The following is a 21,347-nucleotide window of genomic DNA, read 5'->3' as shown; positions in this document are numbered from 1 at the left end:
GCTCGTGCGCATGTCGCTCCCCCAGGACACCCGTCCGCCGCTCGCCGTCCGGCGCGCCCGCGCCGCCGTCGGCGCGCTGTTCCTGACCAACGGCGCCCTCTACGCCAACCTGGTGCCCCGCCTGCCGGAGATCAAGACCGCGCTCGACCTCGACAACGCGGCCTACGGCCTGGCCATCGCCGCGTTCCCGACGGGCGCGATCGTGTCGGGCCTCGGCGCCGGGTACATGGTGCGCCGCTTCGGGTCGGCACGCGTCGCCGTCGTCGGCACGGTCCTGACGGGCCTGGGCACGCTGGCGGCCGGCCTCTCGCCGTCGTTCGCCCTGCTCGTGGCCGCGCTGTTCCTCGGCGGCGCGTCCGACTCGATCACCGACGTCGGCCAGAACACCCACGGCCTGCGCGTGCAGCGCCGGTACGGGCGGTCCATCATCAACGGCTTCCACGCCGTGTGGTCCATCGGCGCCGTTCTCGGCGGGTCGATGGCCGCAGGCGCCATCGCGCTCGGCCTGCCGCTGGACGTGCACCTGGGCATCTCGCTGGGGATCTTCGCGGTCGTGGCGCTCGTCGCCCTGCGGTTCCTCCTCCCGGGCCGGGACGACGACGCGGCCGACGACGCCGGTCCTGCCACTGCCGCGCGGCTCCGCGGCCCGCGGCTCAGCGTGCGCACCCTGGCGATCGTCGCCGCGCTCGTTCTCATCGGCATCGGCGGCGCCCTGGTGGAGGACGCCGGCAGCTCGTGGGCGACCCTCTACCTCTCGACCGACCTCGGCGCCCCGGCCGCGCTCGCCGCCACCGCCTACGTGTCGCTCGTCGGCGCGCAGACCGTGGGCCGCCTGCTGGGGGACCGCCTGGTGGACCGGTTCGGCCAGCGCACGGTCGCCAGCGCGGGCGGCGTGATCATCGCGCTCGGCATGGGGCTGGCCCTGGCCTGGCCCACCGTGCCGGGCACGATCGCCGGGTTCGCCGCCGCGGGCTTCGGCAGCGCCACGCTCATCCCGGCCGCCATGCACGAGGCCGACGAGCTGCCCGGGCTGCGCCCCGGCACCGGCCTGACCATCGTGTCCTGGCTGCTGCGGCTCGGGTTCCTGCTCTCCCCGCCGCTGGTCGGCCTGGTCGCCGACTCGGTGGGTCTGCGGACCGGTCTGCTGGTGGTGCCGATCGCGGGTGTCCTGGTCGTGGCCCTGTCCGGGGTGCTGCGGCGCCGCGCCACCTAGATAGAGTCATGGCATGTCCGCGAGATCGGCCGCACCCGCCCTCAGCCCGGCGGGGACGCGCGTCTTCCAGGAGCTGGTCCGCAGCGGCGACGCCTCACGGACCGCCCTGGCGCGCGACACCGGCCTGACGCCGGGCGCGATCACGCGCGCGGTGCGCCCGCTGCTGGAGGCGGGGCTCCTGCGGGAGACCGGCGACCGCGCGTCGTCTGACGGCGCCCTGGGGCGGCCCGCCACGATGGTGACCCTGCAGGCGGAGGCCCATCAGTCGATCGGCGTGAAGGTCACCGCGGACCAGCTCTTCGGCGTGGTCTGCGACCTGCGCTGCCAGGTGCTGGACGAGGTCACGGTGCCGGTGCGCGACCACGCCCCAGAGGCGATCGTCGGGCAGATCGTGGAGCTCGTGGACGGCCTGCGGGCCGGCCGGCCCGCGGTCGGCAGCGTCGGCCTGGCCGTCTCGGGCGACGTCGACGCCGTCTCCGGGCACGTGGCCTACTCGCCGTTCCTGGCCTGGCGCGACGTGCCGCTCGGCGAGGAGGTCGCCCGGCGCACCGGGCTCACGACGACGGTCGAGAACGACGTGCGCGCCCTCCTGACCGGCGAGCGCTGGTACGGCGTGGGCCGCGGGATCTCGTCGCTGGCGCTCGTCACGGTCGGCACCGGCATCGGGTGCGCGCTGCTGGTCAACGGGCAGGTGGTGCACGGCGGCTTCGGCGTGGCCGGCGAGGTGGGCCACGTGCTGGTCGACCCCGAGGGGCCCCTGTGCCACTGCGGCAACCGGGGGTGCGTCGAGGCCATCGCGGGCTCGGCCGGGATCCTGGGCCGCATGGCGGAGGCCGGTTTCGACGGGCTCGGCATCGGCGACGTCGCGGACCTCGCCCGCTCGGGTCAGCCCGACGCCGTGCGCGTGCTCGCCGACGCGGGCCGCGCCGTCGGCATCGGGATCGCCACCATCGCCAACCTGCTCGGCGCCCAGCACATCGTGATCACGGGCGAGGCGATCGGCGGCGGGTCCGGGCCGGCCGCGAGCGACGGACCGTCCCACGAGCAGGACTACGACGTCATGGACCCGCACGTGCGCAGCGCGTTCGAGCAGCGGGCCTTCGGCTCCGCCGCGCGCTCGGCCATCGAGCTGCGGCCGCTGCGGTTCGTGGACTGGGCGCGGGGCGCGGCGGCGTGCGCCGTCGAGCACTTCGTGACGAGCTACGGGCGGTCCTGACGCCCTCCTCGGTCGTTCGGTCCGGCTCAGTCGTTCGGTCCGGCTCAGTCGTTCGGCTCGGCACCGGAGATGTCGGCCAGGGCCGACGTGGGGTCCCGTTCGACGGCGAGGTCCCCGATCGAGAGGATACCGACGGCCGTGTCGCCGTCGACCACGGGGATGCGCCGGACGGCGGCGCTGCGCATCATCTCGACCGCGGCCTCCACGGGGACGTCGGGGCCGACCGTGACGAGCTCCTCGCTGGCCACCTCGCCGACCATCGCCTCGAGGCCGAGCCCCTCCGCGAGGCCGCGAACCACCAGGTCGCGGTCGGTGACGATCCCGATGACGGTGGGTCCGGCCCGGACCACCAGGGCGCCGACGTCGTGGTCGGCCATCGCCCGCGCGGCGGTCTGGAACGTCTCGGACATCCCGATGGTGGTGGGCGCCGGTGTCATGACATCGGCGACGGTCTGCTGGACCATGGCGCGCTCCTTCCTGGGTGCGGCCGGGCGGGGGTGGCCGGCCTCTGTCCACCGTGCGGCGGTGTGCGCCCACTCGCACGCCGTCCGCCGTCACTACGGCATGTGAGGCAAACGTCCGGCCGCCGCTCTCACTTTCCCGAAGTGGACGCAGGCGTCCGTTAGCGTCGCCGGCGTGACGAGAACGATGCGAGCAGTGACGATCGAGAGCTTCGGCGACCCGAGCGGGATGGTGGTGGGCGAGGCCCCCGCGCCGGCTCCCGGACCCGGGCAGGTGGTGCTGGAGACCGAGGCGATCGGCGTGGGCGGGGTCGACGCCGTCATCCGGCGCGGGACGCTCAGCGGGTTCGGCTTCGGCCCGGGGCTGGTCCCCGGGAGCGAGGTCGCCGGCCGGGTGACGGCGGTCGGCGCCGGCGTCGACGCGGCGTGGGTGGGGCGCCGGGTCTGGGCGTTCACCGGTACGAGTGGCGGCTACGTCGAGCAGGCGGTCGCCCGGGTGGAGGACGTCGTCGCGCTGCCCGAGGGGCTCTCGCCGGTCGACGCGGTCACCCTCGGGAGCTCGGCGCCCGTGGCGCACTTCGCGCTGACGCACGCGCACCTCGCGGCCGGGGAGTCCGTGCTGGTACGGGGCGCGGCCGGGAGCATCGGCATCGCGGCCGTGCAGCTCGCGGCCCGCGGCGGCGCGAGCGCCGTCGCGGTGACGACGTCGTCCGCCGGACGCGGCGAGCGCCTGCGCGCCCTCGGGGCGACGCACGTGCTCGACCGGGCCGGGAACGGCGACCCGGACGCCCCGGCGGCCTACGACGTGGTCGTCGACATCGTGGGCGGTGCGGGCACCCCCGACTTCATCGACCGGCTCGCGCCGAACGGGCGCATGGTCGTGGTCGGCGCGATCGCGGGGATGCCGCCCGCGGACTTCGGGGCGCGCCTCCTGGGTGCGTTCCAGCAGTCCCGCTCGGTCGGGACGTTCAGCCTCGACTCCGTGCCCGCGGCGGAGCTGCACGCCGTCCGCGTGGCCCAGCTCGCCGCCGCGGCGCGCAGTGAGCTGCACGCCGTCGTCCACGAGGTGCTGTCCCTGGACCAGGTGGCCGAGGCCCACCGCCGGATGGACGCGGGCACGGTGTTCGGGCGGATCGTGCTGGTGCCGTGACTCAGGCGGGTGCGCCGAGCCGGGCGAGGAAGTCGCGGACCAGCGCGTACTCAGGGGCGCGACCTCATCTGCCCACAGCAGAACTCACCCCGAGCCGCGGCCGAGATCACGCCCTTGCCGGCGATCGACTCCCCGCCGGCCGATCGACTCCCTGCTGCTCGACCGGCCCCCGCCAGGCCGGGTGGAGCCGGGGGCCCGGCGAGCCGGGCCGAGCCCACGGCCGCGCTCGGAAGTGCGGTTCTACCCCGTCATCGGGCCCGGATCACGACCCATTCCGGGCCCAATGACGGGGTAGAAGCGCACCCCCGGGCCGGGCCGGGCGCGGCCACGTCGAGTCCGGCCCCCGTCATCCCTCCGGCACCGCCGCGCCATCCCCCGCCTCGTACCGGATCAGGTCGCCCGGCTGGCACTCGAGGGCCGCGCAGAGTGCGTCGAGCGTCGAGAACCGGACCGCCTTCGCGCGGCCGTTCTTGAGGACCGCGAGGTTCGCCGGGGTGATCCCGACCCGTTCGGCGAGCTCCCCCACCGACATCTTGCGGCGCGCGAGCATCACGTCGATGTCCACGACGATCGGCATCAGATCACCTCGGCCAGCTCGGCGCGCAGCGCCGTGGCCTCGCCCTTCCACGTGACGGCCTTGACCAGGAGACCCCGCAGCACGACCACCAGCAACGCGACGCCGACGGCGAGCACCGCACAGCCGACCAGTGTCAGGAAGATCCCGGGCGGGACACCGGTGTCCCGGGTCTGCGCCAAGAGCCAGACCAGCAGGCCCATCGCGACGACGCCCGCCACGACCGCCGACCCGATCATCGCGTCGACCCACCGGAACGCGCTCGGCGAGAACACCGCGTCCCGCCGGGCCATCCCCACGAGCCGCCAGACGCAGCCGAGCACCGCCTGCAGGGGCACCAGCCCGATCGCCGATACGACGAGCGTCGGCACCCGCAGGGCAGCAGCCTCGGGATAACGCACCTGGAGAGTCCACGCCATGTCCGGCAGGATCACCAGCTGCGTCAGCAGCGTCCCGAGGACGAGCAGCACGATGACTACGCGGAGCAGACCTGTCGTGACCGGGTTCATCAGCGCCTCCTATCGAGAAACGATAGAAACCTATCGCGTCACGACAGCAACCTCAAGAGCCACCCAGCTCCACCACCCACCGCGCCCGCTCCACCATCGCCACGTCGAGGAACGTCCCGTCCGCCAGGGCCACGGCCCCCACCCCTTCCGTAGCGGCAGCACGCACCCGATCCAGCACCTCCCGCGCGGCAGCCACCTCGGACGCCGACGGCAGGAACGCCGCCCGGATCGTGTCGAGCTGCCCGGGGTGGATCGCCGTCCGGCCCGAGAAACCCAGCCCGCGCCCCACGAGGCACGACGCCGCCAGCCCGTCCAGGTCGCGCACGTTCGTGTACGCCGACATGACCGGCGGCACCAGCCCCGCCGCCCGAGCCGCGACCACCACGCGGCTGCGTGCCCAGGTCAGGCCTGCGTCGTCGGAGACCCGCAGGTCGGAGCGCAGGTCGGCCTCCCCCAGCCCGATCGACGCCACCTGGGGCGACGCCGTCGCCAGCTCGAAGGCCCGCTCGACGCCGAGCGCCGTCTCGACCAGCAGGTGCAGCGCCCGGCCCGGAAGTGCGTCCGCGAGCGCAAGGACCTCGGAGACGGACTCCACCTTGGGCACCCGCGCCCCGACCGAAGCAGGCAGCGTCGCGAGCATCGCGACGTCGACGGCGTGCCACGGGCTGCTGCCGTGGTTGATCCGCACCTGGACCAGCCGCCCGGAAACCCCGGCAAGAAGGCGTCCGGCGTTCTCCCGCGCCTCCCCCTTGTGCGACGGCGCGACGGCGTCCTCCAGGTCCACCAGCACCGCGTCGGCGTCCGACGCCAGCGCCTTGGCCACCCGGTCGGGCCGGTCGGCGGGCACGTAGAGCAGGGTCAGCGGCGCGCCGCGGCGCGGCCCGGCCCCCGCCCCGGCCCCGGCCCCGGCCCCGGCCCCGGCCCCGGCCCCGGCCCCGGCAGCCTCGCTCATACCGCCCCCTCCTCCCGCAGCTCCGCCACACGCTCGGCGGAGAAGCCGAGCTCCCCCAGCACCTCGTCCGTGTCCGCGCCGTGCGGCCGCCCGGTGAACTGGATGACGCCGTCGTTCTCCGAGAGCCGGAAGAGCGGCCCTTGCATGAGCATCGGCCCCAGCTCGGGGTCCTCGATCTCGTGGATGGTCCCGAGCGCCTGGAACTGTGGGTCGGCCACGATGTCCCGCGCGTCGTACACGGGGGCCACCGCCGCCTGGGCCTCCTCGAACGCCGCCACCACTTCCGCCCGCGTCCGCCGAGCGATCCAGCCGCCGACGGCGTCGTCGAGCTCGTCCGCGTGCCGCGCCCGGTCCACGCCGCGGGCGAACCACGGCTCGTCCACGAGCTCGGGCCGCCCCACCAGCCGCATCACCCGCTCGGCGATCGACTGGGCCGACGTGGAGACGGCCACCCAGTGCCCGTCGCTCGTGCGGTAGGTGTTGCGCGGCGCGTTGTTGCTCGACCGGTTGCCCGTGCGCGCCTGCACCGTCCCGAGCTGGTCCCAGCGCGTGATCTGCGGCCCGAGCATCGCGAGGATCGGCTCGACGATCGCGGTGTCCACGACCTGCCCCCGCCCGGTCCGCTCGCGCGCCGAGAGCGCCGTCATGATCGCGAACGCGGTGGCGAGCGACGCGACGCCGTCGGCCAGGCCGAAGGGCGGCAGCGTGGGCGGGCCGTCCGCCTCGCCGGTCATCGCCGCGAACCCGCTCATCGCCTCCGCGAGCGTGCCGAACCCCGGGCGCGTCCGGTACGGGCCGGTCTGCCCGAAACCCGAGACCCGCGCGAGCACCAGACGGGGGTTGCGCGCCGACAGCTCCTCGTAGCCCAGCCCCCAGCGTTCGAGCGTGCCGGGCCGGAAGTTCTCGATCACCACGTCGGCCCGTTCGGCCAGCGCGAGGAACACCTCTCGCCCGCCGTCCGAACCCAGGTTCGCGGTGACGGTGCGCTTGTTGCGCCCCAGCGTCTTCCACCAGAGGTTGACGCCGCCCTTCGCGGCCCCGTGCGTGCGCGACGGGTCGGCCTTGACCGGGTGCTCCACCTTGACCACGGAGGCACCCAGGTCACCCAGGTGCATCGCCGCCATCGGCCCCGCGAACAGCGTGGACGCGTCCACGACGCGCAGGCCGGCCAGGGCGCCGTCGGCGGGATCGCGCGACACGCTCATGCCGACACCTCCCAGGCACAGCGGAACCCCACCGTGGCGCTCCGGGCCAGCCCGAGCCCCGGGAGCAGCAGCTTCACCGAGTAGTCCGGCGCGTGCCGACCGCCCTCGACGTACCAGTCGGAGTCTGGGGCGCGGTAGTCGCTGCCGCCCTTGAGCATGACGAACCGGGTGCGCCCGTCGCTGTGCTCGCTCTCGGTCCAGCTCCAGACGGCGACCCCGGGCCGCCCCACCCCGAAGGACGCGGGCGCGGCCTCCCCCGCGAGCTGCCACTCGTCCTCCGTGGGCAGCCGCCCGCCGCGCCAGGCGCAATAGGCGCGGGCGTCGTCGAGGTCGACGTACGTGACCGGCTCGTCCGCGGTACCCGCGGCCGGGCTCCCGTCGGACCAGTGCGCGAGGAACCGGTGCGGCTCGGCCGGCGCGTAACCCGTCGCCTCGAGGAACTGCGCGAACTGCGCGTTCGTCACCTCGGTCTCCGCGACCGCGACCGGCGTCGCGAGCGTGCCGTCCCGCTGCAGCGTCCGTGCGTCGTGCAGGCGCGGCGGCAGCGGCTTCCACTCGTCCACGTACGGCGCGCCCTGGTACATCCCCGTCTCCCGCGCGCGGTAGCGCACGGTGAGCACGTAGTCGCCCGCGGGGACGACGACGGCGTCCGGCGTGAGCATGACCGACGACGGAGCCGACCCGACGGACGTGTAGGTCACGGGAACGACCTGGGCGTCCGACCTGGTCACCCGGCGCGCCAGCCGGTGCGGGAACCGGGCGTCGGCGTCGTGCGGCAGGTCCCGCAGCGCGTCGCGGAGGCCTGGCAGCCAGGCGGGTTCCTCGGCGTCGGGCGCGACGTCGAGGAGCGCCCCGATGCCGCGGCCGGGGACCACGGCTTCCGTCCCGTCGTCCAGCACCTCCCCCTGGTACTCCGCCTCGCCCCGGTTCACCAGCGTCCACAGGGTCACGCCGTCCAGCTCCCACCGCGACGCGTACACCCCCGCGGCCTCGGCCTCCGGGGCCAGGGGCGCCAGCGGCGTCCACTCGCCGTCGAGCAGCAGGTCACCGGCCGCGCGCTGGACCGTCACGAGCCGGCGCACGGTCGCGGCATCGCGCCGGGACCAGCCGACCCACACCCCGAAGACGACCTCCCACACCATGACGCCCACGCCGTTCAGCCACGCGGACTGGAGCTCCTCGGAGTGGTCGCGGTGCCAGCGCCGCACGTGGTGCTGCATGTGCCGGCGCTCGTACCAGTGCGCCCGCAGCACGCCGGGCACCGGCGAGTCGGCGAAGAACTGCGCCCACGAGGACGAGTGGTCCTCGATGCGTTCGACCGGCAGCTTGGACTCGCCCTCCAGCACGATCCCGGGCCGCGCCGCCTCCAGGCGCGCGACCAGCTCGGGCTCGGCCTTCTTCAGGGTGTCCAGGAAGACGCCGTCCGCGCCGAGCTCACGCACGACCGCGGCGAGCTCCGTGAGGTCGTCGTCGCCACGCCGGGTGCCGACGTCCCACGGGTTGTAGTCGACGAACACGTGCACCCCGGCCTCGTGCAACGTCGCCACGAGCGCGGCCAGACCCGGCACGTCCCGGTAGAAGTCCCACTGGTTGCGGTCGTCCAGCCCGATCACGGGGTAGGCGTGCCACAGCACGACGGCGTCCAGCCCGCCGAACCGCTCCTCGGCGTCGGCGAGGAACACCTCCGGCGTGAACCGGCTCTCCTCGAACGAGTAGAGCAGCTCGTCCCACAGCCAGACCTGCGCCACGGTGCTGCACCGCGCCGCCCACGCGGCCTCGGGCCGTGCGTACGCCGCGCCGGTGTAGCCGTGCCGGGCCCGGGCGTCGGACCGCCAGGCCCGGAGCGTCTCGCGCCACGCCGGGCGGTCCGCCGGGTCCACGGGCCCGGAGAAGATCTTGGCCTGGTCGAGCGCCTCGCTCAGGTCCGGGGTCAGGGGGCCGACGGCGACCTCCGTGGGCCGGTCGATCGGCCGCGGGACGAGGGGGTCGAACGTGTAGCTCATGATGCCTTTCTAGTTCTTGTCGACGAGCAGGTGCTCGGCCAGCGCGCCGACGTCGGCCGCGTCGGGCACGGCGTCCTGCGCGCCGGGCCGCGTGACGGCGAGCGCCCCGGCGGCGCCGGCCAGGCGGGCCGCCTGCAGCAGGCCCGAGCCGCCCAACCCGGACCCGGCCGGACCCGCCCCGGCCAGCGCCGCGGCCAGGACGCCGCAGTACGTGTCACCCGCACCGGTCGTGTCCACCGCCGCGACCTCGGCAGCCGGGACGCGGACGGCGTCCGCTCCGCGCCGGGCCACGAGGCTGCCCGCCGCGCCCAGGGTCACGACCACCGCCGGCACCCGGGTCAGCAGGGCGGCCGCGAGGTTCTCGGGGGTCGCGCCGGAGGCCGGCCCAGCCAGGTCCGCCGCCTCGTGCTCGTTGACCACGAGCACGTCGAGCTGGTCCCACAGGGCGTCGGGCAGGTCGCGCGACGGCGCCGCGTTGAGCACGAACAGCGCCCCCGCGCGGCGCTCCCGGGCGGCCGCGATGACGGTGTCGAGCGGGATCTCGAGCTGCGCCAGGACGACGTCGGCGGCCGCGATCCGGCGGGCCTGCGTCGCGCCGACCCGCACGCGCGAGTTGGCGCCCGGCGCCACGACGATGGCGTTCTCGCCGTCGGGCGAGACGGTGATCAGGGCGGTGCCGGTCGGGGCGTCGACCCGATCGACGACGTCGGTGCGCACGCCTGCCCCGCCGAGCGAGGCGAGCAGCAGCTCGCCGGACTCGTCCTTGCCGAGCGCCCCCACGAACGTCGTGTCCGCTCCCCCGGCGCGCGCCGCGGCGACGGCCTGGTTGGCGCCCTTGCCGCCCGGCGTGCGGCGTAGGTCGCCGCCCAGGATGGTCTCGCCGCCGGCGGGGTGCCGGGGCACGTCGACCACCAGGTCGACGTTGGCCGACCCGACGACCACCACGTGCCCGGTCATGCGGCACCCCTGGCGGGCTCCACGAGCGCCACGGTACGCGCCGCGAGGTCGGCGATGCGCTGCTCCCCGCCCGGCAGGGAGGTCGCGATGCGCCCGTCGAGCGGCGCGGTCCAGCGCTCGCCGATCCCGTCGACGCCCAGCAGAGCGCCCACGACCCCGCCCACGGTCGCCGCCGCCGAGTCCGTGTCCCAGCCCGCCGTGACGGCGATCGAGACGCTGGACCCGAAGGCGCCCCGGCCCGCCGACAGCGCGAACGCGATGACGGCCGCGTTGTTCAGGGTGTGCACCCAGTGCAGGTGCCCGTACTCGGCGTGGATGCGGTCGAGCCCGGCGCGCACGCCCGCCTCGCTCCCGTCGTTGTCCCGCCCCAGCGCCCGGCCGAGCGCCACGGCGCCCGCCAGCCCGCTCCCGGGCGGCACGACGGCGTCCGCGGCGTCGAGCACCTGCTCGACGTCGGGGGCCACCATCGCGGCGGCGGCCAGCCCGGCCGCCCACATCGCCCCGTAGACCCCGTCGCCGGTGTGGCTCAGCCGGGCGTCGGCCCAGGCCAGCCGGGCCGCCCCGCGGACGTCGCCCGGCGAGACCCAGCCGAGCAGGTCGGTGCGGATCAGCGCGCCGATCCACTCGCGGAACGGGTTGTGGTGCGTGGCCGTCCCCGGCACGGGCACCGCGTCGAGGATGTTGCGGTACGCCGCGCGCTCGGCCGTGAAGGTGCGTCCGGCGGGCAGGTTGTCGAGCCAGAGCTGCGCCACGTCGTCGGTGGTGAACCCGCGACCGTGCTTCTCCAGCAGGGCGAGGGCCAGGATCGGGTAGTTGAGGTCGTCGTCCTCCGGCATGCCGGAGATGTTCTCCTCCAGCGACGTCGGCGCCGACCGGCGGTTCCACGGCCAGCGCGCCGCGACGTCGTCGGGCAGGCCGACGGCGGTGAACCAGCCGTCCAGCGGCCAGCGGCCGGTCGCGCGCAGGATCTCCTCGATCCCGGCGCGCGGGATCTTCTCGACCGGCTTGCCGAGCAGGCAGCCCGCGGCCCGGCCGGTCCAGGCGCCCCGCACCCGGGCGGCGTAGGCGGCGTCCCCTCCCGTCGGACGGTTCGGCAGGGACGGGGCCGGCGGGAGCAGGCCCTCGATCTCGTGCCAGGATCCCGGGCCCGAGGACCCCGGCCGGGCGTCGAGCTCGTCGAGCAGGTCGCGCGCCAGCGCCCGGAGCTCCGGCGTGGCCGGGACGGGACCCGCCCCGTTCACGGCCGGCGTCGGGTCACCGCCCGCCGCGACCCAGCGGTCGCGGACGTCGGCGACGTCCTTGCCCTCGGCCGCCGACTGCACGAGCTCGTGCGCGAGCAGGTCCTCGGGCTGGGCCCAGGTCAGCCTCACGCGGGCTCACCCGCCCCGACGGCGTCGAGCGACGTCAGCCGCGCGAGCGCCCGCTCGCGGTCGGCCCGCAGGATGTCGCTCGCGGCGTCCGCCATGAGGCGGCCCGTCTCGCGGACGTCCATCTTGCTGGCGGTCTCGATCTGGTCGAGCCAGTCGGTGGGCACTACGCCGCTGCCACCGAGGCCCGCGGCGACGGCGCCCGCCATGACGGCGATCGAGTCGGCGTCGCGCCCGTAGTTCACGGCGGCCAGCACGGAGCCGCGGTAGTCGCCGCGGTGCCCGAGCAGGAGCCCGAGCGCCACCGGCAGCTCCTCGATCGACTTGGTGCGCGAGGGCCGGCGGGCGTCCATCGACATCTGCCGGTACTCCGCGCCCACCGAGTCGTACGGGGCCACGACCTCCCGCACGAGGCGGGCGAGCTTGCGCTCCTCGTCGTCGGTCGCGGGCGCCTCCGGCCAGCCGTCCAGGGCGTCGACGACGGCCCGGAGCGCGGCCGCCGTCCCGTCGTGCGCCACGTCGAGCGCGGCGGCCACGACGTCGTCCAGCGTGGCGCCCGGGGCGACCGAGGCCGCGACCATCGCCGCGAAGACCCCGGCCGCCTCGCGGCCGTAGCTGGACTGGTGGGCGCCCGTAAGGTCGATCGCCTCGGCGTAGGCGGCGCGGGCGTCACCCGCGTTCACCAGGCCGACCGGGGCCGCGTACATCGCCGCCCCGCAGTTGACCACGTTGCCCACGCCCGCCTCGCGCGGGTCCACGTGCCCGTAGTGCAGCCGGGCGACCAGCCACTTCTCGGCGAGGAACACCCGCTGGAGCAGCAGCGCCGTCGACTCGAGCTCGGGGATCCACCGCGGCTCCCCGATCATCAGCGGCACCAGGTCCTCGGCCATCGCGTAGGCGTCGAGGTGCGTCCGCCGCTTGGCGTACACCTCCACGAGCGCCCGGGTCATGAGGGTGTCGTCCGTGATGTGCCCGTCGCCCTTGTGGTACGGGGCGATGGGGCGCGCGTCGCGCCAGTTGGGGTACCAGGGCCCGACGATGCCGCGCACGCGGCCCCCGTGCCGCTCCTCGATCTGCTCCGGTGTCCAGCCCTCGGTCGCTCCACCGAGGGCGTCCCCCACTGCGGCACCGGTGATCACGGCCACCGACCGGTCCTCTAACCAGCTCACGGCTACGCTCCTTGTTCGTTCCTACGTCGCTTGCGTCAGTTACTGCGTGATCTCGTCCCAGCCGCTCGTGAGCTGGTCGGCGAGCTCCGTCTCGTCCGTCTCCTGCGCCAGGTAGCGCTGGTAGGCGGGCGTCGCCACGGTGTCCTTCCACTGGGCGTAGGAGTCGGCGAAGAGGTAGGGCGCGGCCGTGAAGTTCTGGCCGGAGGCCAGGATCGTGCTCCAGCCGTTCTCGTCACCGAGCTTCTCCGTCAGGGCCTCCTGGGCCGACGTCGTCGCCGGGATCAGGGCGTCCGCCTCGTTCAGCGCGGCGAGGTGCTCGGTCTGCGTGAAGAACTCGATGAACTCCGCGGACTCCTCGACGTGCTCGGAGTCGATGTTGACCGACAGGGTCTGCGGGTTGGCCGCCTGCTGCGGGCCCTCGGGGCCGGCCAGCGGGGGCAGCGCCACCCAGTCGAGGTCCTTCGGCGCGTCCTTGGCGATGTTCGCGGCCTGGTAGGAGCCCTGCACGGTCATCGCCGTCTGCCCGGCGTAGAAGGAGGCGATGGCCTCCGAACCCGACTGGGTCAGGGTCACCGGCAGGATCGACTCGTCGTCGTAGGCCATGGCGTGCACCAGCTCGGGCAGGGCCATCTCGCCCTCGCCGACGGTCAGGTCGGCGTCCTCGCCCGTGCCCTCGATGTAGGTGCCGCCGAACCCGGGGGCCAGCGCCATGAACGCCGCCGTCGGGCTGGAGAGGCCCCAGCCGAGGCCGTAGACGTCGCCCTTCGTGGTCGCCTTCGCGATCTCGCGCAGCTCGTCCCAGGTCATGGTCTCGCCGGTCGGGATCTCGACCCCGGCGTCCTCCAGGAGGGCGCGGTTGGCGAACACCACGTACGACTGCAGCTCGGTCGGGTAGGCGATCACCTGGTCGTCGACCGTCACGGAGTCGAGCACGCCCTCGGGGATGTCCGCGCGGCGCTCGTCCGACATGAGGTCGGTGAGGTCGGCCAGGTAGCCGTCGCGGGCGAACGAGACGATGCTCGCCGCCTCGTAGTGGATGATGTCGGGCGCGGCGCCGCCGTTGAACTGGGTGATGAGCTTGTCGTAGACGCCGTCCCAGCCCGCCGGGACGATCTCGACCTGGACGTCGGGGTTGGCCGTGTTCCAGTCCTCGACGATCGACTCGGTCGCGGCGATGGCGGCCGGCTGGTCGGACAGGGCCTGGAATTTCAGCGTGACCGGGCCGTCGTCGGCGGCGTCCCCGCTGCCGCAGGCGGCGAGCAGGAGGGTGCTGGTCGTGAGGCATGCAGCGATGAACACTCCACGAGACTTCATGGGTCTGCCTTTCGGATAGGTGGTGCTGGTGTGGCCGTGGGGGCTGGTCATCCCTTGACCGCCCCGGCCAGGAGGCCGCCGGTGAGCTTCTTCTGCATGATCGAGAAGAAGACGATGCTGGGTATCGCGGCGAGCACGGAGCCCGCCGCCAGGGGGCCGAGCGCGACCTTGCCCTCGCCGCCGATGAAGGTCGACAGGGTGATCGGCAGGGTGTAGTTCTCGGGCGACTGGAGCAGCACGAGAGCGAAGAAGAACTCGTTCCAGGACGAGACGAAGCTGAACATCGCCGTGGCGACGACGCCGGGGGCGAGCAGCGGGACGACGATCCGGCGCAGCACGACCAGGCGGCTGCCGCCGTCCATCGCCCCGGCCTCCTCCAGCTCCACCGGGATCGCGGCGACGTAGCCCTGCAGCATCCACAGCGCGAACGGCAGCGTGTACGTGGTGTGCACGAGCGTGAGGCCGAGGAGGCTGTCCGTCAGGCCGATCGTCCGCAGGATGAGGAACAGCGGCAGGATCACGAGGATCACCGGGAACACCTGGCTCACCAGGATCCAGCCGACGCCGGCCGTGCGGATCGCGCCCTTGAGCCGGGCCAGCACGTACGAGGCCGGCAGCGCGATGAGGATGACGAGCGCGGTGGACGCGAGGGCGACGATCGCGCTGTTGGCGGCGGAGTGCACCAGGCCCTGCCGGGCCAGGGCCTGCGAGTAGTTCTCCCAGTGCCACTCCTGCGGCAGCAGGTTCACGACCAGCGAGTTGAGCTCGCCGGACGACTTCACCGAGGCCGACAGCAGCCACAGCAGCGGGAAGCCCAGGAAGATGATGTAACCGGCCAGCGCCACGTACTGGGCGGGGCGGACCAGCTGCTGGGCAAGGACGCGCATCGACTCAGCCCTCCTTCTTCGTCTTCTCGGCGCGGTCGTCGCGGAACTGCGACCGCAGGTAGAGCGCGAGGAGGACCACGACCACCACGACGAGCACCACGCCCATCGCGGCGGCGTAACCGATGTTCCGGTTCTTGAACGCCTCCAGGTAGGTGAACAGCATCGGCAGCATGGTGCGGCCGCCCGGACCGCCCTCGGTCAGCACGTAGACCAGGGAGAACGAGTTGAAGTTCCAGATGAAGTTCAGCGACGTGATCGACGCGACGATCGGCCGCAGGCTCGGCAACGTGACCGCCCAGAAGCGGCGCCAGGCGCCCGCGCCGTCCATCGCGGCGGCCTCGTGCAGCTCGGCCGGGATCTGCTGCAGCCCGGCGAGCAGGGTCACCGTGGTCTGGGGCATGCCCACCCAGACGCCGACGACGATGACGGCGGGCAGCGCGGTGGAGAAGTCGGCGAGCCAGTTGATGTCGTCCGGCAGGCCGAGCGAACCGAGGAACGCGTTGAGCGGCCCCGCGTTCGGCGAGTAGATCATCTTCCACATGATCGCCACGACCACGGGCGGCATCGCCCACGGGATCAGCGCGAGCACCCGGGTGAGCCCCTGCATGCGCAGCCCCGAGTCGAGCAGCAGCGCGAGGCCCAGTGCGGCGACAAGCTGGAGCAGCGTGACCGAGACCGCCCACACCATGCCGATGCGGAACGACTCCCAGAAGAACGAGTTGCCCGCCAGCCGCACGAAGTTGTCCACCCCGACGAACTGGTAGTCGGGGCGGCGCACGAGCTCGGCGTCCGTGAACGCGAGCAGCACGCCCATGAGCAGCGGCGCGACGGAGAGCACGAGGATGGGCAGCAACGACGGCATCACCAGCGCGGCGGCCTCGCGGCGGCGGGCGCGGTCCATGCCCGTGGGGCCACGACGGCGCCCGGACCGGGGCGGCGACGGCTGCCGGGGCGAGGCGAGGACGGTCATCGAGCACTCTCTTCCTGGGCGGTGGACTCGCGCACGAACAGGCGCGGCCCGATGGCGATCTGCTGGGCGGGCTCGGCGACGTCGTCCACCCGGCCCAGGACGAGCCGGGCGGCGGCGGCCCCGCGCTCCGCGGACCCGAGCGAGACGCTGGTCAGGCTCGGCTGGAAGACGCGGCCGATCTCGGTGTCGTCCATCCCGGTGACGGCGACGTCTCCAGGTACCGAGAGCCCCAGCTCCCGGGCGGCGCGGACGACACCGATGGCGAGCAGGTCGTTGGCCGCGACGACGGCGTCGAACGGCCCCGCCGCGGGGGTGCGGGACAGCAGCCGGCGCGCGGCGGCGAGCCCGGCTGCGACCGTGAAGTCGTCGGCCCGCTCGGTCTCGGCGTGATCGCCGGCGAACCCGGGCGCGCTCGTCGCGGCGTCGAACCCGCGCTGGCGGGCGGCGCCCGGGGTGGTGTCGAGCGGCCCGTTGACAAAGCCGATCCGCCGGCGGCCGATCTCCAGGAGGTGGGCGACGGCCTGGCCGAGACCCGCGGCCGAGTCCGTCGAGACGGAATCGATGCCCTGCTGCTCCAGCGACCGACCGATCACGACGACAGGGACCGGCGCCTCGCGGATCGCCGCGACGAGCGCGTCGTCGGTGCGCAGGGGGCTGACGATCATGCCGTCGACGAACCCGCTGCCCAGGCTGTGCACCAGGTCGGTCGTCGAGACGACGGTGGGGCCCGTGGACATGACCACCACGCGGTAACCGTGCGGCGCGAGCACCTCGTGGATGGCGGTGAGCATCTCGACGTAGACGGGGTTGCCGATGTCGGCGACGGCGAACGCGACCTGGAAGGTCCGCTTCATCCGCAGCGATCGGCCGATCGCGTCAGGGCTGTAGCCGAGCTCCGCGGCGGCGGCGCGGACGCGGTCCACCATCTTCTGGCTCGCGCCTGTGCCGTGCAGCGCCCGCGAGGTCGACGCCAGCGACACCCCGGCGCGCTCGGCCACCTGGATGAGGGTGGCGCGTGATGACGACACTGTCACTCCACTTCGTCGTGAGGTCCTGCTCGGTGCTTCCTGGCTTCCTGGGCTTCCTGGCTGATCTGGAAACGTTTCCAACTTCCAGCCGGACTCGGCCTGGAAACGTTTCCGGTGAGGGTCGTCAGTGTTGCACCGGCGCGGCCGGGCCGTCAAGCGGCCAGGCCCGGGCCGGGTCGGAAGTGCGCTTCTACCCCGTCATTGGGCCCGGAACAGGGTCGATTCCGGGCCCAATGACGGGGTAGAAGCGCACCTCCGGTGCGGGCGTGGCGCGGCGTCGGGCGGGTCGGGCGGGGCCGGGCAGGTCAGGCGTGGGTCGTCGACAGCGACAGCGACGGCGTCGACGGCGTCGGGTCGAGTCGGGTGGAGCCGGGTCGAGGCGACGGCTGTGCTCGGAAGTGCGGATCTACCCCGTCATTGGGCCCGGAACAGGGTCGATTCCGGGCCTCATGACGGGGTAGAAGCGCACCTTCGGTGCGGGGGTGGCGCGGGGTCGGGCGGGGCCGGGCCGGTCAGGCGTGGGTCGTCGACGACGTCGGGGTCGACGGCGTCGGGGTCGACGGCGTCGGGGTCGACGACGGCGTCGGGGTCGACGACGGCGTCGGGGTCGACGGCGACGACGGCGTCGACGTCGTGCGGTGCCTCGATCGGTACGCCGAGACCTTGACCCGGTTGCCGCACGTGCGCATGGCGCACCACTCACGACGGTGCCCGCGGGAGCGGTCCAGGTAGACCTGGGTGCACTCCGGGCGGCCGCACTCGCGCAAGAGTGCCGCGTCCGGGCCGCCCAGGATCTCGACCGCCTCGCGCGCCACCGCCGCGAGGCCCTGCGCGGCCGTGCCGGAGCGGCGGGCGACGGCGGTGCCGAGGCCGCCCGGAGAGCCGACGCCGGCAGCACCGGCATCGGCACCAGCACCATCAGCCCGGGCCGCACCGCCCCCGCCCACCTCCAGCTGCACGACGACGGGCGGCTCGGCCGCGTACCGGTTCAGGACCGCGACCGCCGCCGCAAGGGCAGCCGGCGTGGCCGGCGCAACGGGCGCGACGCCCACGGCCGGAGCAGCCAGAGCGGCCCCGGTCGCGGACGCCGCGGCCTCGGAGAGCGTCACCAGCGCCGCGCGACCGCCGAGCCGGTCCTCGACGAGCGCGTAGAGCGCCTCGCGCAGCTCCAGGGCCGCCGCCAGGTCTGCCTCGTCGGCGTGCGGGGCGGCGTCGAACATCCCCGACTCGACGAACCAGTCGTCGAGGAGCCCGGGCGTGCCGAGCTTCTCCGCGGGGACCGGGTTACGGCGGGCGCGCAGCGTGCCGAGGAAGTCGAGCGCGAGCGTCCCGCAGGGGAAGGCGTGGTTCACGTAACCATTCTGACCGGTGACCCCGTGACGCACAAGTCTCGTAACCAGTTTGACGGGTTACAGGATGGTGTGCCAGAGTTCCGGTCATCGCAGTAACCGCTCAAAGTGGTTACCCAACTGAGGAGCCTGACCATGACCGCTGTCCGTTTTCACCTCGACTCCACGCTCGCCCCCGAGGCCGCCATGCGGGTGCTGACCGACTTCAGCCCGGCTCGCGCCGAGGCCTGGCCCACCATCGACGCCGACCACCTGACGGTCCACGCCCAGGGCGACAACTGGGCGGAGGTCACTGAGGGCACCGCGGCAGCCTGGGAGCGGGCCCGCTACGAGTGGGACGACGAGCGCGGCCGCGTCGACATCACGACACTGGACTCGAAGGTGTTCGGACCCGGCGGTGGCTGGGTCTTCCAGGTCTCCCCCGCCGGGGACGGCAGCCGCATCGACGTCGAGCTGACCCGCCGCCCCGAGACCTTCCAGCGCAAGCTGCTCGCCGCCCTGCTGCCCCTCGTGGGCCCCGCCTCCCTCAGCAAGTCCTTCGCGGGCCCGCTGCAGGCCAAGTGACCCCCGCCGCCCACCCCATCAGCACCCCAGAACCGGAGAACACCATGGAACTCAAGCTTGAGGTCGTCGTCCTGCCCGTCGCCGACGTGGACCGCGCCAAGGACTTCTACGCGGGGCTCGGCTGGCGTCTCGACGCCGACTTCGCCACCGAGCGCGGCCTGCGCGTCGTGCAGCTCACGCCGCCCGGGTCCGCCACGTCGATCATCTTCGGCGAGCACCTCACCGACGCGACGCCGGGCTCCGTGCGGGGCCTGCACCTCGTGGTCCGGGACATCGCCGCGGCCCGCGCGGAGCTCGTCGAGCACGGGGCCGACGTCAGCGAGGTCTGGCACGACCAGGACGGCGTCTTCCACTGGGCCGGCACCGCCAACCGCGTGCCCGGCGCGCACCCCGAGCACGACAGCTACGCGTCGTTCGCGTCGTTCGCCGACCCGGACGGCAACGAGTGGGTGCTCCAGCAGATCATCGACCGCCTCCCGGGCCGATGAGCGCCGCACCCGACCCGAGGTCGAACGAGATCCTGCTCGACCTGCTCAAGCAGGCGGCCACGGCGCACGGCGTCCACGAGCAGGAGGAGCTGGGCGGCGTGTACGACGAGGGCTGGCCCGAGTGGTACGCCGAGCACATGACCCGCACCCTCGCGGAGCAGGGCTACCGCATCGTCCCCGCCGACGAACCGGCCGACCCACCCGCCGACCCACCCGCCGACACCCCGGCCGGCACCCCCGAAGGAACCGACGATGACCCGGTCTGACGACGCCGGGGCGCTCGACCGCTCCGAGCGGCTGCTGAGCTCCGCCCCGCCGCACACCGTCGAGCAGGTGCACGTCGCCGCCTTCGAGCGGCTGACCCCGGCGGAGCGGGATGCCGTGTTCGACCGGCTCTCCCGCACCAGCGAGCCGCCCGCCGACCCGTCCGCCGCCGCCCTGGGCCGGGCGGCGGCGCGGGTGGAGGGCCGCCGGCGGGGCGCGCTCGCCCAGGCGCTCGGCACCGACGCGCCCGGCGCGGCCCTGAGCAGCGCCGTGAGCGCCGCGATCCTCGGCGTGGTGGCCGCCTACGCGGCGTCGTCCGCGGCCTGGGAGGCCTGGACCGCCGAGGGCGACGAGCTCTGACCGACCCAGAGCGCGTGCTCGCGCGCCGCCCACGACCGCCGGACGGACCCGGTGCGCATCCCGCGCCGGGCCTCCGGGTCGGCGATCGCCCGGTACACGTGGCCGGCGACGACGCCCACGAGGGCGTACGCGACGACGTCGTGGACGAGCACGACGCCGGCCCGCGGGACGACGTCGAGCGCGAACTTGAACCACAGCAGCAGGCCGGTGCCGAGCATGACCAGGACAGCGCCGGCCAGCCAGGAGGCCCAGACCTTCTGGCCCGCGTTGAACTTGCCCGCGAACCGTCCGCGGTGCGTCTCGGACGAGCGGAGCAGGCTCGCGAGCCACCGGCGGTCGTGCTCGGCGAAGTGGTCGAGCCGGCGCAGGTCGGCCCGGAACGGGCCGGACCACAGGCCGAGCAGGGCCGGCACGGGCAGCAGGAGCCCCGACCACTCGTGGACGGTCTCGACGAGGAGCCGCCGGCCAACGAGCTGCGCGACCGGCGCCACGTACAGCGCGAGCGCGGTGAGCAGGCAGACCAGGAACAGCAGCCCGGTCGCCCGGTGCACCGCCCGCTCGGCGGGACTGAAGCGGAGCACGCGCTCAGGCACCGACGGGCTCCTCGCCGGGCAGCCACCCGTCCACGGGGTAGCCGTAGTCCTCCCAGTACCCCTGCTGGACCTCGCTGGTGACCTCGATGCCCGAGAGCCACTTGGCCGACTTGTAGAAGTACATCGGCGCGACGAAGAGCCGCACCGGGCCGCCGCTGTCGTGCGGCACGGGCTCGTCGAACATCCGCAGCGCGACGACGACGTCCGCCCGGCGCGCCTGCTCCAGCGTGAGGCTCTCGGAGTAGGCGCCGTCGAAGCAGGTGAACCGCACCGCGGCGCCCTCGTCCCGCACGCCGGCGGCGTCGAGCAGGTCCCCAAGGAGCACGCCGGTGAACGGCACGTCGTCCACCTGCCAGCCGTCCGTGCAGACGGCGTCGTGCACCACCGTGTGCTGCGGCAGGGCCGCGAGCTGGTCGAGGGCGTACGTGGCGGGCCGGTCCACCAGCCCGCCGACGGTGAGCCGGTAGGTCGTCGCGTCCTGGCGCGGCACGGAGCCGACGACGCTGAAGTAGCGGAACCCGCGGTCGTCGGGCACCGCCGACGGCGCGACCCGGGCCAGGGCCTCGCGCACCCCGTCCCGCACCGCGGGTCCCACGGCCACGCCCGCGGCGCCCAGGCCGAGCATCGCCAGCACGATCCGGCGGCCCACCGGCCGCCCGGGCCCGACGGCGTCGCCGGGCAGTCCTTTGTCGATCATGCCGCCCACCCTCGCCCGGGCGGGCCGGGCGGCGGACCAGGGTGCGGCCCTGGTCCG

Annotated in this window: 23 protein-coding genes; 7 read left to right on the top strand and 16 right to left on the bottom strand. The window is 74.2% G+C overall.

What is annotated here, in order from left to right; translation table 11 throughout:
* Positions 1-10 precede the first annotated feature (10 nt).
* Positions 11-1,213: an MFS transporter gene (locus ACH45N_RS26805; protein WP_397399144.1), complete on the top strand. Its 1,203-nt coding sequence runs from the start codon at positions 11-13 to the stop codon at positions 1,211-1,213.
* A 13-nt stretch (positions 1,214-1,226) separates the two neighbouring features.
* Positions 1,227-2,429 carry an ROK family protein gene (locus ACH45N_RS26800; protein ID WP_397399142.1) on the top strand — a complete coding sequence of 401 codons (1,203 nt, stop codon included), beginning with the start codon at positions 1,227-1,229 and terminating at the stop codon, positions 2,427-2,429.
* A 44-nt stretch (positions 2,430-2,473) separates the two neighbouring features.
* Here the strand turns inward: ACH45N_RS26800 and ACH45N_RS26795 are convergent, their stop codons facing one another.
* Positions 2,474-2,893 carry a CBS domain-containing protein gene (locus ACH45N_RS26795; RefSeq protein ID WP_397399140.1) on the bottom strand — a complete coding sequence of 140 codons (420 nt, stop codon included), beginning with the start codon at positions 2,891-2,893 and terminating at the stop codon, positions 2,474-2,476.
* Between the two features lie 172 nt (positions 2,894-3,065).
* Between ACH45N_RS26795 and ACH45N_RS26790 the strand changes: the two genes are divergently transcribed.
* The gene (locus ACH45N_RS26790) at positions 3,066-4,040 is read left to right on the top strand and encodes a zinc-binding dehydrogenase (RefSeq protein WP_397399138.1); all 975 of its coding nucleotides are present in this window, start codon (positions 3,066-3,068) and stop codon (positions 4,038-4,040) included.
* Positions 4,041-4,386: 346 nt separating this feature from the next.
* Here the strand turns inward: ACH45N_RS26790 and ACH45N_RS26785 are convergent, their stop codons facing one another.
* From ACH45N_RS26785 to ACH45N_RS26725, 13 genes are all read right to left on the bottom strand, one after another.
* A complete protein-coding gene (locus ACH45N_RS26785) occupies positions 4,387-4,617 on the bottom strand; it encodes a helix-turn-helix domain-containing protein (protein ID WP_397399136.1) in 231 nt (76 codons plus the stop codon).
* Complete coding sequence (locus ACH45N_RS26780) at positions 4,617-5,123, bottom strand: DUF2975 domain-containing protein (RefSeq protein ID WP_397399134.1); 507 nt, start codon at positions 5,121-5,123, stop codon at positions 4,617-4,619. Before ACH45N_RS26780 ends, ACH45N_RS26785 begins: the two co-directional genes overlap by 1 nt.
* 52 nt (positions 5,124-5,175) lie before the next feature.
* Entirely contained in the window at positions 5,176-6,075 is a 900-nt protein-coding gene (locus ACH45N_RS26775; RefSeq protein WP_397399132.1) for an HpcH/HpaI aldolase/citrate lyase family protein, read from the bottom strand.
* The gene (locus ACH45N_RS26770) at positions 6,072-7,280 is read right to left on the bottom strand and encodes a CaiB/BaiF CoA transferase family protein (RefSeq protein ID WP_397399130.1); all 1,209 of its coding nucleotides are present in this window, start codon (positions 7,278-7,280) and stop codon (positions 6,072-6,074) included. Before ACH45N_RS26770 ends, ACH45N_RS26775 begins: the two co-directional genes overlap by 4 nt.
* Positions 7,277-9,283 carry an SUMF1/EgtB/PvdO family nonheme iron enzyme gene (locus ACH45N_RS26765; protein ID WP_397399128.1) on the bottom strand — a complete coding sequence of 669 codons (2,007 nt, stop codon included), beginning with the start codon at positions 9,281-9,283 and terminating at the stop codon, positions 7,277-7,279. The genes ACH45N_RS26770 and ACH45N_RS26765 overlap by 4 nt, the downstream gene beginning before the upstream one ends.
* A 9-nt stretch (positions 9,284-9,292) precedes the next feature.
* Positions 9,293-10,240: a ribokinase gene (locus ACH45N_RS26760; RefSeq protein ID WP_397399126.1), complete on the bottom strand. Its 948-nt coding sequence runs from the start codon at positions 10,238-10,240 to the stop codon at positions 9,293-9,295.
* Positions 10,237-11,610, bottom strand: coding sequence for an ADP-ribosylglycohydrolase family protein (locus ACH45N_RS26755; protein ID WP_397399124.1), 1,374 nt, complete (start codon positions 11,608-11,610; stop codon positions 10,237-10,239). Before ACH45N_RS26755 ends, ACH45N_RS26760 begins: the two co-directional genes overlap by 4 nt.
* Positions 11,607-12,776: an ADP-ribosylglycohydrolase family protein gene (locus ACH45N_RS26750; protein WP_397399122.1), complete on the bottom strand. Its 1,170-nt coding sequence runs from the start codon at positions 12,774-12,776 to the stop codon at positions 11,607-11,609. The genes ACH45N_RS26755 and ACH45N_RS26750 overlap by 4 nt, the downstream gene beginning before the upstream one ends.
* Positions 12,777-12,815: 39 nt before the next feature.
* A complete protein-coding gene (locus tag ACH45N_RS26745; protein WP_397399120.1) occupies positions 12,816-14,090 on the bottom strand; it encodes an ABC transporter substrate-binding protein in 1,275 nt (424 codons plus the stop codon).
* Positions 14,091-14,137: 47 nt separating this feature from the next.
* Complete coding sequence (locus tag ACH45N_RS26740) at positions 14,138-14,977, bottom strand: carbohydrate ABC transporter permease (RefSeq protein WP_397399118.1); 840 nt, start codon at positions 14,975-14,977, stop codon at positions 14,138-14,140.
* Positions 14,978-14,981: 4 nt separating this feature from the next.
* Positions 14,982-15,947 (bottom strand): carbohydrate ABC transporter permease, encoded by a 966-nt coding sequence (locus tag ACH45N_RS26735; RefSeq protein ID WP_397399116.1) that lies wholly within the window; start codon positions 15,945-15,947, stop codon positions 14,982-14,984.
* Positions 15,944-16,975: a LacI family DNA-binding transcriptional regulator gene (locus ACH45N_RS26730; protein WP_397399114.1), complete on the bottom strand. Its 1,032-nt coding sequence runs from the start codon at positions 16,973-16,975 to the stop codon at positions 15,944-15,946. Before ACH45N_RS26730 ends, ACH45N_RS26735 begins: the two co-directional genes overlap by 4 nt.
* Before the next feature lie 512 nt (positions 16,976-17,487).
* A complete protein-coding gene (locus ACH45N_RS26725; protein ID WP_397399112.1) occupies positions 17,488-18,327 on the bottom strand; it encodes a CGNR zinc finger domain-containing protein in 840 nt (279 codons plus the stop codon).
* A gap of 132 nt (positions 18,328-18,459) precedes the next feature.
* Between ACH45N_RS26725 and ACH45N_RS26720 the strand changes: the two genes are divergently transcribed.
* The 4 genes from ACH45N_RS26720 to ACH45N_RS26705 are packed head-to-tail and all read left to right on the top strand — an operon-like array spanning position 18,460 to position 20,000.
* Positions 18,460-18,888 (top strand): hypothetical protein, encoded by a 429-nt coding sequence (locus ACH45N_RS26720; RefSeq protein WP_397399110.1) that lies wholly within the window; start codon positions 18,460-18,462, stop codon positions 18,886-18,888.
* Positions 18,889-18,932: 44 nt separating this feature from the next.
* The gene (locus ACH45N_RS26715; protein WP_397399108.1) at positions 18,933-19,376 is read left to right on the top strand and encodes a VOC family protein; all 444 of its coding nucleotides are present in this window, start codon (positions 18,933-18,935) and stop codon (positions 19,374-19,376) included.
* Positions 19,373-19,642, top strand: a complete 270-nt coding sequence (locus ACH45N_RS26710; protein ID WP_397399106.1) for a hypothetical protein — start codon at positions 19,373-19,375, stop codon at positions 19,640-19,642. The genes ACH45N_RS26715 and ACH45N_RS26710 overlap by 4 nt, the downstream gene beginning before the upstream one ends.
* Entirely contained in the window at positions 19,629-20,000 is a 372-nt protein-coding gene (locus ACH45N_RS26705; protein ID WP_397399104.1) for a hypothetical protein, read from the top strand. The genes ACH45N_RS26710 and ACH45N_RS26705 overlap by 14 nt, the downstream gene beginning before the upstream one ends.
* Here the strand turns inward: ACH45N_RS26705 and ACH45N_RS26700 are convergent.
* Complete coding sequence (locus tag ACH45N_RS26700; protein ID WP_397399102.1) at positions 19,943-20,593, bottom strand: cytochrome b/b6 domain-containing protein; 651 nt, start codon at positions 20,591-20,593, stop codon at positions 19,943-19,945. The two genes, ACH45N_RS26705 and ACH45N_RS26700, sit on opposite strands and share 58 nt — an antisense overlap.
* Positions 20,586-21,290, bottom strand: coding sequence for a molybdopterin-dependent oxidoreductase (locus ACH45N_RS26695; RefSeq protein WP_397399100.1), 705 nt, complete (start codon positions 21,288-21,290; stop codon positions 20,586-20,588). The genes ACH45N_RS26700 and ACH45N_RS26695 overlap by 8 nt, the downstream gene beginning before the upstream one ends.
* Positions 21,291-21,347 lie beyond the last annotated feature (57 nt).

Source organism: Promicromonospora sp. NPDC019610, from assembly GCF_044389365.1.
Classification (GTDB): domain Bacteria; phylum Actinomycetota; class Actinomycetes; order Actinomycetales; family Cellulomonadaceae; genus Promicromonospora.
The sequence above is the reverse complement of the archived record's forward strand: the minus strand, read 5'-3'. Positions and strand labels throughout refer to the sequence as shown.

Coding starts and splice junctions, on each gene's coding strand:
- ACH45N_RS26805 (WP_397399144.1), top strand. CDS start 11: ATGTCGCTCCCCCAGGACACCCGTCCGCCGCTCGCCGTCCGGCGCGCC.
- ACH45N_RS26800 (WP_397399142.1), top strand. CDS start 1,227: ATGTCCGCGAGATCGGCCGCACCCGCCCTCAGCCCGGCGGGGACGCGC.
- ACH45N_RS26795 (WP_397399140.1), bottom strand. CDS start 2,893: ATGGTCCAGCAGACCGTCGCCGATGTCATGACACCGGCGCCCACCACC.
- ACH45N_RS26785 (WP_397399136.1), bottom strand. CDS start 4,617: ATGCCGATCGTCGTGGACATCGACGTGATGCTCGCGCGCCGCAAGATG.
- ACH45N_RS26780 (WP_397399134.1), bottom strand. CDS start 5,123: ATGAACCCGGTCACGACAGGTCTGCTCCGCGTAGTCATCGTGCTGCTC.
- ACH45N_RS26775 (WP_397399132.1), bottom strand. CDS start 6,075: ATGAGCGAGGCTGCCGGGGCCGGGGCCGGGGCCGGGGCCGGGGCCGGG.
- ACH45N_RS26770 (WP_397399130.1), bottom strand. CDS start 7,280: ATGAGCGTGTCGCGCGATCCCGCCGACGGCGCCCTGGCCGGCCTGCGC.
- ACH45N_RS26765 (WP_397399128.1), bottom strand. CDS start 9,283: ATGAGCTACACGTTCGACCCCCTCGTCCCGCGGCCGATCGACCGGCCC.
- ACH45N_RS26760 (WP_397399126.1), bottom strand. CDS start 10,240: ATGACCGGGCACGTGGTGGTCGTCGGGTCGGCCAACGTCGACCTGGTG.
- ACH45N_RS26745 (WP_397399120.1), bottom strand. CDS start 14,090: ATGAAGTCTCGTGGAGTGTTCATCGCTGCATGCCTCACGACCAGCACC.
- ACH45N_RS26740 (WP_397399118.1), bottom strand. CDS start 14,977: ATGCGCGTCCTTGCCCAGCAGCTGGTCCGCCCCGCCCAGTACGTGGCG.
- ACH45N_RS26735 (WP_397399116.1), bottom strand. CDS start 15,947: ATGACCGTCCTCGCCTCGCCCCGGCAGCCGTCGCCGCCCCGGTCCGGG.
- ACH45N_RS26720 (WP_397399110.1), top strand. CDS start 18,460: ATGACCGCTGTCCGTTTTCACCTCGACTCCACGCTCGCCCCCGAGGCC.
- ACH45N_RS26715 (WP_397399108.1), top strand. CDS start 18,933: ATGGAACTCAAGCTTGAGGTCGTCGTCCTGCCCGTCGCCGACGTGGAC.
- ACH45N_RS26710 (WP_397399106.1), top strand. CDS start 19,373: ATGAGCGCCGCACCCGACCCGAGGTCGAACGAGATCCTGCTCGACCTG.
- ACH45N_RS26705 (WP_397399104.1), top strand. CDS start 19,629: ATGACCCGGTCTGACGACGCCGGGGCGCTCGACCGCTCCGAGCGGCTG.
- ACH45N_RS26695 (WP_397399100.1), bottom strand. CDS start 21,290: ATGATCGACAAAGGACTGCCCGGCGACGCCGTCGGGCCCGGGCGGCCG.